The 10,249-nt window shown below is 69.6% G+C and carries 9 protein-coding genes; 4 read left to right on the forward strand and 5 right to left on the reverse strand.

Translation table 11 applies throughout. The features are described 5' to 3' along the window. Positions 1-46 precede the first annotated feature (46 nt). Together GV832_RS16160 and rpsU are read right to left on the reverse strand one after the other, a co-directional pair. On the reverse strand, positions 47-847 hold the full coding sequence (locus tag GV832_RS16160; RefSeq protein WP_168775913.1) for a transglutaminase-like domain-containing protein: 801 nt from the start codon (positions 845-847) through the stop codon (positions 47-49). 230 nt (positions 848-1,077) lie between these two features. Beyond that, complete coding sequence (gene rpsU / locus GV832_RS16165; protein ID WP_168775914.1) at positions 1,078-1,284, reverse strand: 30S ribosomal protein S21; 207 nt, start codon at positions 1,282-1,284, stop codon at positions 1,078-1,080. Positions 1,285-1,389: 105 nt separating this feature from the next. Between rpsU and GV832_RS16170 the strand changes: the two genes are divergently transcribed. Further along, positions 1,390-2,058 (forward strand): COQ9 family protein, encoded by a 669-nt coding sequence (locus GV832_RS16170; protein WP_168775915.1) that lies wholly within the window; start codon positions 1,390-1,392, stop codon positions 2,056-2,058. A gap of 1 nt (position 2,059) precedes the next feature. After that, entirely contained in the window at positions 2,060-3,049 is a 990-nt protein-coding gene (locus GV832_RS16175; protein ID WP_168775916.1) for an NAD(P)H-quinone oxidoreductase, read from the forward strand. 206 nt (positions 3,050-3,255) lie between these two features. Here GV832_RS16175 and GV832_RS16180 read toward each other — a convergent pair whose 3' ends face one another. Further along, the gene (locus GV832_RS16180) at positions 3,256-4,458 is read right to left on the reverse strand and encodes an RNA polymerase factor sigma-54 (RefSeq protein WP_168775917.1); all 1,203 of its coding nucleotides are present in this window, start codon (positions 4,456-4,458) and stop codon (positions 3,256-3,258) included. Between the two features lie 97 nt (positions 4,459-4,555). On the opposite strand from GV832_RS16180, the gene selD reads away from it, so the two are divergent. Next, positions 4,556-6,700 carry a selenide, water dikinase SelD gene (selD, locus tag GV832_RS16185; RefSeq protein WP_227754474.1) on the forward strand — a complete coding sequence of 715 codons (2,145 nt, stop codon included), beginning with the start codon at positions 4,556-4,558 and terminating at the stop codon, positions 6,698-6,700. A gap of 244 nt (positions 6,701-6,944) precedes the next feature. Here the strand turns inward: selD and mnmH are convergent, their stop codons facing one another. After that, positions 6,945-7,985, reverse strand: a complete 1,041-nt coding sequence (mnmH, locus tag GV832_RS16190) for a tRNA 2-selenouridine(34) synthase MnmH (protein ID WP_168775925.1) — start codon at positions 7,983-7,985, stop codon at positions 6,945-6,947. Next, on the reverse strand, positions 7,985-9,136 hold the full coding sequence (gene argE, locus GV832_RS16195) for an acetylornithine deacetylase (protein WP_168775918.1): 1,152 nt from the start codon (positions 9,134-9,136) through the stop codon (positions 7,985-7,987). The genes mnmH and argE overlap by 1 nt, the downstream gene beginning before the upstream one ends. 220 nt (positions 9,137-9,356) lie before the next feature. Between argE and GV832_RS16200 the strand changes: the two genes are divergently transcribed. Next, positions 9,357-10,025 (forward strand): hypothetical protein, encoded by a 669-nt coding sequence (locus tag GV832_RS16200; RefSeq protein ID WP_168775919.1) that lies wholly within the window; start codon positions 9,357-9,359, stop codon positions 10,023-10,025. The last annotated feature ends 224 nt before the right edge of the window (positions 10,026-10,249 follow it).

Raw genomic sequence — 10,249 nt, forward strand, 5'->3', positions numbered from 1 at the left:
GGCACCCTCCGCTTTCCGCCAGACTAGCGGCGGGCCCCGCCCCGCGCTAGACCCGGTCCGTCCAGACTGCGAATTTCTCCAGCACATGCGGCCCGAAGGAGTGGATCAAGGGCACATCGGCCGCATCCCTCCCATGGGCCACGACGATGCGCCCGATCCGGGGCTTGTTGTTCCTCGGGTCGAAGGTGTGCCAGGCGTGGTCCAGGTAGCACTCCATCCAGGCCGCGAAATCCATCGGGCCGGTCACCGGCACGCCGATATCGCCGAGGTAGCCGTTCACATAGCGCGTCGGGATGTTCATGCAGCGGCAGAGCGTGACCGCCAGGTGGGCGAAATCGCGGCAGACGCCGGTCTGCTCTTGCCAGGCCTCATAGGCCGTGCGGGTGACGCGGGCCTTCATGTAGTCGAAACGGATGTGGTTGTGGACATAGTCGCAGATCGCCTGGACTCTCGGCTGGCCCGGCGTCACCGCCCCAAACATGTCCCAGGCGAATTGCGACAGGCGGTCGGTCTCGCAATAGCGGCTGCCCAGGAGGTAGAAGACCACGGAGTCCGGCAGATCGGCCACCGGCACCTCGCGCAGATCCGGCGAGGCGATGTTCGGCGCCTCGTCGGATTCGATCGTGCAATCGGCCCGCAGCCGGAAGAGCCCCGCCGGCGCCACGACCCTGCGGCAGGTGTTGCCGAACATGTCGCGGTAAGCGCGGGTGGGGACAGCGGGAAAGGTCTCGACCGCGCCCTGGATGCGGATATCGTCGCGCCGTTCGTCCCTCACCGACATCATGGTGATGAGCGGCGTGTCCTGCGGGCAAGAGACGGTGATGTCGTAGCCATAGCGGATGAGCATGGGGCGCCTTTCGGGAATACATCCCAGCCATAGGCCCATTCACGCCCCTTGGCCCGTGTTATTTCCCCAAGGGCCCGGATTTCCGGCCGGGGCGCAAATTCTGCCCTGAGGAAGGCAAGTAGGGTGCACTTCAGCGCACCCTACGGCGCCCCCCGGGGAGCAAAAACAAACCCCCGGCCTTTCGGTCGGGGGCTGGCTTCGGGGATCGCTCCCCCAGCACATGAAACGGCTTACATACCGCCTTCGCGCTGAAGCTTCTTCCGGGCGAGCTTGCGCGCGCGGCGGACAGCTTCGGCTTGTTCCCGGGCCTTCTTGACGGAAGGCTTTTCGAAATGCTGCTTGAGCTTCATTTCGCGGAACACACCTTCGCGTTGAAGTTTTTTCTTCAGAGCGCGGAGGGCCTGTTCGACGTTGTTATCACGAACGCTGACCTGCATGTGGTTTTCACCACCTTCCTAAGCTAGAGTTGCACTGATTGTGCAGGCAGGGGCCGCATAGCAGCGAAACCCCCGCTTGTCCACCTTTGCGAGAGGCATGCCCCCATGGAAAACGCGCAAACCCTGCAACGCCTGGTCGAAGCGGCGCTGCCCCATGTCGTCTTCGACGGCTGGGGGCCTGCGACCCTGGCGGCGGCCATCGGTGATTCGGGCGTCGATCCGGCCCTGGCCCGGGCGCTTCTCCCGCGGGGCGGGCTCGACCTGGCGCTGGCCTTCCATCACCTGGGCGATGCAGAGCTCGCGCGGCGCCTTGCCTCCGAGGACCTGACCGCGCTGCGCTTCCGCGAGCGGGTGGCCCATGCGATCCGCCTGCGTCTCAGCCTTGCCGACCGCGAGGCGGTGCGGCGGGCGACCTCGCTTTACGCCCTGCCGCAGAACGCAGGCGATGGCGCGCGGGCGCTTTGGCATACCGCCGACACGATCTGGACGGCGCTGGGGGACACCTCCCGCGATGTGAACTGGTACACGAAACGGGCGACGCTTTCGGCGGTTTACGGCGCGGTGGTGCTCTATTGGCTGGGCGCGCCCGAGGATATCGACGCTTTCATCGACCGGCGGATCGAGGATGTCATGGCCTTCGAGAAGACCAAGGCCAGGCTGCGGGAAAATCCGGTGACCCGGGCGCTTCTGGCCGGGCCGCTAAAGCTCCTGGAAAGGATTTCCGCGCCACAACCAGCGGAAGACCTGCCCGGATACGTCAAGAAAGGCGCGTAACATGTCCCTGTCCAATGCCATGCTGGCGATGGAAATCTCGGCCCATGGGGGCCCTGATGTGCTTTACCCCTGCTCGGTCCCCGTGCCGGTGCCGGGCCATGGGCAGATCGTCATTCGCCTGGCCTATGCGGGGGTGAACCGGCCCGATGTCCTGCAGCGCCAGGGGCTTTATGCGCCGCCGCCCACCGCCTCGCGCCTGCCCGGGCTGGAGTGTTCGGGGACGGTGGTCGAGACGGGCCCCGGCGTGACCCGGTGGAAGATCGGCGACAAGGTCTGCGCTTTGCTGCCGGGCGGCGGATACGCCGAATATGCCGCCTGCCACGAAAGCCATGCGCTGCCCATTCCGCAGGGCCTCTCGATGCGCGAGGCGGCGGCCCTGCCCGAGGCCGCCTTCACCGTCTGGTCCAATGTCGTGATGCGCGGCGGGCTGAAGTCGGGGGAGAAGTTCCTGGTCCATGGCGGCTCTTCCGGCATCGGGACCATGGCGATCCAGCTCGCCCATGCGCTGGGGGCCCGGGTCTTCACCACGGTGGGCGCGCCTGAAAAGCAGAAGGTGGTCCGCGACCTGGGGGCCGAGCAGGCCTGGAACTACCGCTCCGACCCCTGGGGGGCCGAGGCGAAGAAACTGGGGATGGACCTGATCCTGTGCATGGTGGGCGGGCCCTATATCCAGCAGAACCTCGCCGCCCTGGCCGATGAGGGGCGGCTGGTGCAGATCGCCTTCACCTTGGGCGCCAAGGCCGAGGTGAATTTCGCCGAGCTGATGACGCGGCGACTGACCTTCACCGGCTCGACCCTGCGGCCGCAAAGCGACCTCGCCAAGGGGCGGATCGCGGCGGAGCTGGAGGCTCACCTCTGGCCCCTGATCGCGGCGGGTAAGGTCAAGGTCCTGATCGACAGCGAGTTCCCCCTGTCCCAGGCCCCCGCTGCCCATTGGCGGATCGAGGCCCCGGGCCATGTCGGCAAGATCGTGATGAAGGTCGAGGAGTAGGCCCTCCGTTTCCCCCAGCCGCCCCGGGCTTGACCCGGGGCCTCGACCAGGAGGCGCGCCCTTGGCGCAAGGTGCGTGAGATCACGCACCCTACCCCGCGCCACCCGCCAGCCCCCGGGGTATACCCCGGGCTACGCGGCTCGACCGTTCCCACGTCCCCCGCCGCCCCGGGCTTGACCCGGGGCCTCGACGCCAAGAGAGCCCCCCTACCGCCGCCCCGAGGCGGGCGGCAGGCCCAGCTCCTCGCGGTATTTCGCCACGGTCCGCCGGGCGATCTTCGCCCCCTCGGCCGCCAGCATCTCTGCCAGGGCCTGGTCGCTCAGGGGCCGCGTCTCGGCGGCGATCAGGGCGGCCACCCTGTCTCGCAGCGCCGAGGCCGAAACCCCGCCCATATCGCGCGAGAAGAGACTGCGCAGCCACCAGACCCCGCGCGCCGTGTCGACCGAGGTTCCCGCCACGACCCGGCTGACCGTGCTCTCCGCAAGACCCAGGGCCCGCCCCACCTCGGCCATGGTCAGCGGCTGAAGCGGCGCGCCCTCCAGCGCGGCCCTTTGCCGGGTCAGAACCTCGTGGCCCACCCGCAACAGCGTCGCATTGCGCGCCGCCACCAGCCGCTCGAGCCCCCTCAGCGCCGAAGCCGCGCCGCGCCCCGCGCCCTCGGCCAGCGCAAGTCCCGGCAGCGACGACCCCGAGACCTCCAGCACGCCCCCGCGCAAGACCAGGTCCGGTTCGCGCAAGGGAGGGGCGGCGCGGTCGTCGAACGTGGCGCCGGGCTTGGGGGTCATGGTGCGGATCGTGCGGAAGCGCTTGAGGATCTCGACCTCCTCGACCTCGGCCAGACCGGCCAGCGCCGCGAAGTCGGCCCGGGCCAGGAGGTCAAGCCGCGAAAGAACAAGCGCCATGACCGCATCAAGCGCACCGGCCTCCGCCGCCTGGAGCCGCAGGCAATCGGCCAGGTCCCGGGCGAAGATCCCCGTGGGCTCCATCTCTTGCACCTGTGTCAGCACCGCCTCGACAGCCGCGACCGGCTGGCCCAAGTCGCGGGCGATTGCGGCAACCGGGCGCTCGAGCCAGCCCGCAGGGCCCAGGGCCTCGGCCAGGGCAAGGGCGATCCGACGCGGGGTGGCCCCCTTGATCCGCCGGTCGATCTCGGCCGTCACATGGGCCATCATCGAGGCCGCCGCCGCCGGGGTCTCGACCTCGCCCTCGAAGACCCCGGTCCAGCGCGGCAGCCAGTCGCGCGGCTGTGGAGGCTTGACGACCAGGCCCGGGACCTCGGCCGCCTGCTCTTCCAGGTGGCGGGCGAGGGCGGGGCCATCCATGCGCAGGACCTCGATGGCGGTCTGAAGCCCGGTGGTGAGCTTCAGCCGCAGGCTTTGCCGGACCTCGATGCGGGGGCGCTGGGACATGGGGCACAGGCCTAGCAACCCCCGGGCCGCGAAGCAACAGGGCTTGCCGATGGCGGGGGGTCTCGCCAAGCCAAAGGCTTGGGGTTAGGGTCGGCCCATGACCCCGATGCCCCCAGAACCGCTGCCGCTTGTCCAGGATCTCGTGCTGATCGGCGGCGGCCATTCCCATGCCCTTGTCGCCCGCGCCTGGGCCATGGCGCCCCTGCCGGGCGTGGCGCTGACCCTGATCAATCCCGCCCCCGTCGCCCCCTATACCGGCATGTTGCCTGGCCTGATCGCAGGCCATTACCGGCGCGACGAGATCCTGATCGACCTGGTCCGCCTGGCGCGCCGGGCGGGTGCGCGGCTGATCCTGGACCGGGTGACCGGCATCGACCGCGCGGCCCGGCTGATCCGGCTGGAGGGGCGTCCGCCGCTGCCCTATGACCTCGCCTCGATCGACATCGGCATCAGTTCCGACCTGCCGGGGCTTTCCACCCATGCCGCCAAGCCGCTTGGCACCTATGCCGAGGCCTGGGAGGCCTTCGTGGCCCACGCCCCCCGCGATCCCCGCATCGTGATCATCGGCGCGGGGCTTGGCGGGGTAGAGCTGGCCCTGGCCTCCTCCCATCGCCTGCCCGGCGCCAAGGTCACGCTGATCGACCGGGGCGCGCCGCTGAAGGGCCTGGCCGCAAGGGAGGCGCTTTTGGCCGAACTGCGCGCCCAGGGCGTCGAGCTCCTGCAAGGCACCCCCTCCGAGGCCCTGCCCGGTGCCCTGCGGCTGGAGGATGGCCGGGTGATCGGCTCGGACTTCACGCTCTCGGTGGCCGGGGGGCGGCCCCAGGCCTGGCTGGAGGAGACGGGGCTGGCGCTGCACCAGGGCTTCATCGCGGTGGACGCGCGGTTGCAAACCTCGGACCCGCTGATCTTCGCCACCGGGGATTGCGCCCATATGACCCATGACCCGCGTCCCAAGGCCGGGGTCTTTGCCGTCCGCGCCGCGCCCGTGCTGCTGGAGAACCTCAAGGCCAGCCTGACCGGGGCACCGCTGAAAGAATTCCGGCCGCAGAAGGATTACCTGAAGCTGGTCTCATTGGGGGGCAAACGGGCCCTGGCGGACAAATGGGGGATGCGGGCCAAGGGCGCCTGGGCCTGGGGGCTGAAAGACCGCATCGACCGCCGCTTCATGGCGATGTTCGGCGCGGTGCCAGAGGCGGCGGCGCCGGTGGTGCCCCCGGTCAGGGGCCTGGCCGAGGCTCTGGGCCCGCGCCCGCTCTGCGGCGGCTGCGGCGCGAAACTCGGGGCCGAGGCGCTGCGGGCTCTGTCGCAGACCCTGCCAGCGCCGCAGAGGGCGGAGGTCCTGAGCGGCCCGGGAGACGATGCGGCGGTGGTCAAGGTCGTGGGCGGGGTCCAGGTCCTGACCACCGATCACCTGCGGGCGTTTTGCCTGGACCCTCGGTTGATGGGGCGGCTGGTGGCCATCCATGCGCTGGGGGATGTCTGGGCCATGGGCGCCACGCCGCAAGTGGCTTTGGCCCAGGTCATCCTGCCGCGGCTGTCCGAGACCTTGCAGGCCCGCAGGCTGTCGGAAGTCATGGGCGGCGCGGCCGAGGTCTTTGCTTCGGCGGGGGCCGATGTGGTGGGGGGGCATACTTCGCAAGGCTCGGAGCTGACGGTGGGCTTCACCGTGACGGGGCTGGCGATGCGCGCCACGGGCAAGGGCGGGGCGCGGGAGGGCGATGCGTTGATCCTGACCAAGCCCCTGGGATCAGGCACGATCCTCGCGGCCGAGATGGCGATGCTGGCGCCCAAGGGGGTGATGCTGGGCGAGATCGTGGCCACCTGCTGGGAGGCGATGGGCCAGGCCCAGGGCGCGGCCTCGGCCGTGCTTGCGCCCCATGCCCATGCGATGACCGATGTGACGGGCTTTGGCCTCGCGGGGCATCTGTTGGAGATGCTCGAGGCCTCGGGCCTGGCGGCGCGGCTGGACCTGGGCGCCCTGCCCCTGATGGCGGGGGCCGAGGCGCTGGCCGCCATGGGGGCGGGGTCCTCGCTGGAGCCCGCCAACCGCGCGGCGGTGCTGGGCCGGGTGAGGGGGGCGGACCTGACCTCGCCCCGGGCGCGGCTGATCTTCGACCCGCAGACCTGTGGCGGGCTTCTGGCCTCGGTGCCTGCGAGCCTGGCGCCGGGATTGGCGGAGGCTCTGGGGGCCTGGGTGATCGGCGAGGTCGTGGCGGGGGAGCCGGGGATCGTGCTGGTTTAGAGCCTGTCCGACAAAGGTGGAATCCGGTTTTGTCGAAAGACAGGCGACACGGAAAGGACGAGAGTCTGTCTGGCGCTTCTATCTGCGTCAGTCAGATTCTCGCGGGGTCCCGGAGGTTTCACAGGCATGAAGTGCCTCTGAAACCTCCGGGAGGAAGCGGGGGGCTGCCGCCCCCCGCACCCCCTGCCCAAAGGGGAGCACGCTCCCCTTTGGAAACCCCGTGGATATTTGGGAAAAGATGAAATCAGGGGTTGGGGAGGGCGGCTGCGATCTCTTGCGCCAGGCGGTCCAGGGAAGTCTCGTCCAGGCTTTCCGCTTGGAGCGTCACCTTGGGGACCGCGCTGCGCTCGCGGTGCTTTTGGTAGCGCGGGTCGTAATGGTCACGCATCAGGGCAAGGGCCAGGGGCGGGAAGGCGCCTGCCTCGGCCAGGGCCAGCCAGTCGGCGATCACCTCGCGGGAATGCCAGGGGCGGAGCTGGGCGATGACGGTGGCAAGCCGTGCGGGGTCGGCGGTGATATCGGCATAGGCCCCGGTCAGATAGGCGGCGCGGGCCTGAAGCGGCGCCATGACCTCGATCCGGGGAGCGCGGCACATCGCGGTCCAGAGGGGCGCCGGCACCCGCAGATTGCCGACCTTGGCGCTTTCGGCCTCGACGATCAGCGGGCGGGAAGGGTCGAGACGGGCGAGCTGCATGGCCAGCGCGGATTCGAAAGCCTTCTGACTGGGCTGCCCGCCCATGCCGCCGAACAGGCTGCCCCGGTGCCGCGCAAGGCCCTCGAGGTCGATGACCTGGTGGCCCATCGCCTCCAGCCGGGCCAGAAGCGCCGTCTTGGCCGTGCCGGTATTGCCATCCAGGACGAAAAGCGGCGGGGCGATCGGCGTGTCATGCACCTGCCGCACGACCAGCGACCGCCAGGCCTTGTAGCCGCCCTTCAGGGTCTCGACCCGCCAGCCGATCTGACCGAGGATCAGCGCGAAACTGCCCGACCTCTGCCCGCCGCGCCAGCAATAGACCAGGGGCCGCCAGCCGCCGGGCCTGTCGGCCAGGGCCTCTTCCAGGTGCCGGGCCGCATTGCGCGCCACAAGGGCCGCGCCCAGCTTCTTGGCCGTAAAGGGGCTGACCTGCTTGTAGATCGTGCCGACCCTGGCCCTTTCCTCATCATCCAGAACCGGCAGCGAAATCGCCCCGGGCAGATGGTCCTCGGCGAACTCCAGCGGAGCCCGCACGTCGATGATGTCGTCGAAGCCCTGGGCCGCGAGCTCCTCCAGCCGGGTGATCTCGATCACAGCCCCGCCTCCAGCCGGTCGATGAGCTTGGCCAGCATGGCCTCGCAGCGGCCCATCTGTTCGAGCGTCACATATTCGTCGGGCTTGTGGCCCTGCGCCATGGACCCAGGCCCGCAGATCACCGTGGGAATGCCGAGGCGGGCGTCGAAAAGCCCGCCCTCGGTGCCGAAAGCCACCTTGATCGTGCCATTGGCGCCACTGAGCGACTTGACGAAATTCACCACCTGGGCATCCGAGGGCGTGCCGAGGCCCGGGTAATCCCAGAGCCTTTCGATGACGATGGCGGCCTCGGGGAAATCGGGGTAGCCCGCGACGATCTGGGCCGCACGGGCCCGCAGGCGCTCGATGATCTGGCCTGCGTCGTCGCCCGCCAGCGACCGGATCTCGAAATCCAGCGTGGCCTTGTTCGGCACGATATTGACCTGGACCCCGCCCTGCATCTTGCCGACATGGACCGTCGTGTAGGGCACGTCGTAATCGCCGTCCTTCAGCCCATGGGCGGCGATCTCGGCCTGTTCGGCGCGCAAGGCCTGGATGAACTCCGCCGCCAGGTGCAGCGCGTTCAAGGCCAGGGGGGCGAGCGCCGAATGCCCCTCGCGCCCGATGCAGGTGGCCCGAAGCGCCACCTTGCCCTTGTGGCCCGTGGCGACCTGCATCCCGGTTGGCTCGCCCACAATGCAAAAGCGCGGGCGGTGGGGGGCGGCTTCCAGCATCGTCACGAGCGAGCGCACGCCCATGCAGCCGATCTCTTCATCGTAAGAGAGCGCCAGGTGCAGGGGCGTCTTCAAGCTCCGCCTGGAGGCCGCGATCATGGCCGCAATGGCGGCGGCGCAAAAGCCCTTCATATCCGCCGTGCCGCGCCCGTAAAGCCGCCCCTCGGCCTCGGTCAGCTGGAAGGGCGCGCGGCTCCAGGCCTGGCCCTCGACCGGCACGACATCGGTATGGCCTGACAGCATGACCCCCGAACCGGGCCCGGTGGAGGCATAGAGATTGGCCTTGCCCCCGGCCGGATCGGGGATCAGCGCGGCCTCGATCCCATGGGAGGCCAGGAGCCCGGTGACATAGTCCATCAGGGCCATGTTGGGGTTCGAGCTGACGGTGTCGAAGCCGATCAGCCGGTCAAGGATCTCGCGGGTCAGGGCTTGCATCGAGTTCTCCTGCGGCGCCGAGGGGGCGGGGTGATCTCCCTGTTACGCCGCAGTCCCGGCGGACCGCAAGTCCGGTTGCGACGGGGTTCCGGCGGAGGTGGCACGGTGGGGGTGGCACGGTGGGGGCCAAGCGGGCGGGCACAAGGCGAAGACGGTGCAGAGGGGCCATGTCCCCGGGCAGAGCCTTCTCTTTCCGCGCCGGATCGGGCAAAAGGAGACCATGCGCTTTCTCCTGCCCCTTTTCCTGCTTGCCGTCCCGGTCGAGGCTCAGCCGACCGAGGGTCCCGCCGCCCGGCTGATGGAGGCCCATCGCCTGGCAGCCTTGGGAGAGACCGCCCGCGACCCCGTGCTGCTTTTTGCAGCGGCACGGCTGATGCAGGGGCTGCAGCTGACCGAAACCCCGCTCAGTCCCGCCGACCCCACCACCAGCGCCGAACCGTCCACCGAAGGCTCCGCCGAACCCACGCCGGACCCTGCGGCCACCGTCCCCGACCCCGCCAAGGCCCCGCCCCTGCCCGGCCAGCTCTCGGCCCCCGCGCTCTTCGATGCCGCCCGGGCGCTCGCCCCCGAGGACTCCGCCCTGCGCGAGGCCATCACCCTGGCCGCCAGCGAAATCCCCCCGCCCCCCGCGCTGCTCCAGGTCTCCCTGCACAGCCAGGAGGGCAGCCAGAGCTTCGCCCTCCCCTTGCCCGGCGGCTCCCCGGTGCAGATCGGCCTCCTGCGGTTGAAGGGCGCCCTCTCCTACAGCCTCAGCGCGCCTGACGGCATGGTCCTTTGCCAGGACGCCTCGACCTCGGCCGCAAGCCTCTGCACCGTCACGCTCCCGGAAAGTCAGACCCTGACCCTGACGACCACAGGCACCGCCGACTGGCTCCTGGCCCAACCCTGAGCCGACAGGGCACTTTTTCCCCTTTCACCTTGGCACAAATATCCCACGGGTGGGTCCGGGAGGGTGTGAAACCCTCCCGGGATATCCGCAAAAGACCGGCGAGGGCGTGAAACCCTCCCGGTGATGTCGCACTATGTCATAGAGACCATAAAGCCCCGCTCACCAATCCCCGACAGCCCCCCAAACCGGGAGGTCCGGAGGGGCAAAGCCCCTCCGGCGGGGGG

The organism is Stagnihabitans tardus (assembly GCF_009925085.1).
GTDB classification, from domain to species: domain Bacteria; phylum Pseudomonadota; class Alphaproteobacteria; order Rhodobacterales; family Rhodobacteraceae; genus Stagnihabitans; species Stagnihabitans tardus.

Coding starts and splice junctions, on each gene's coding strand:
- GV832_RS16160 (WP_168775913.1), bottom strand. CDS start 847: ATGCTCATCCGCTATGGCTACGACATCACCGTCTCTTGCCCGCAGGAC.
- selD (WP_227754474.1), top strand. CDS start 4,556: ATGACCCCGATGCCCCCAGAACCGCTGCCGCTTGTCCAGGATCTCGTG.
- argE (WP_168775918.1), bottom strand. CDS start 9,136: ATGCAAGCCCTGACCCGCGAGATCCTTGACCGGCTGATCGGCTTCGAC.
- GV832_RS16175 (WP_168775916.1), top strand. CDS start 2,060: ATGTCCCTGTCCAATGCCATGCTGGCGATGGAAATCTCGGCCCATGGG.
- GV832_RS16180 (WP_168775917.1), bottom strand. CDS start 4,458: ATGTCCCAGCGCCCCCGCATCGAGGTCCGGCAAAGCCTGCGGCTGAAG.
- rpsU (WP_168775914.1), bottom strand. CDS start 1,284: ATGCAGGTCAGCGTTCGTGATAACAACGTCGAACAGGCCCTCCGCGCT.
- GV832_RS16170 (WP_168775915.1), top strand. CDS start 1,390: ATGGAAAACGCGCAAACCCTGCAACGCCTGGTCGAAGCGGCGCTGCCC.
- GV832_RS16200 (WP_168775919.1), top strand. CDS start 9,357: ATGCGCTTTCTCCTGCCCCTTTTCCTGCTTGCCGTCCCGGTCGAGGCT.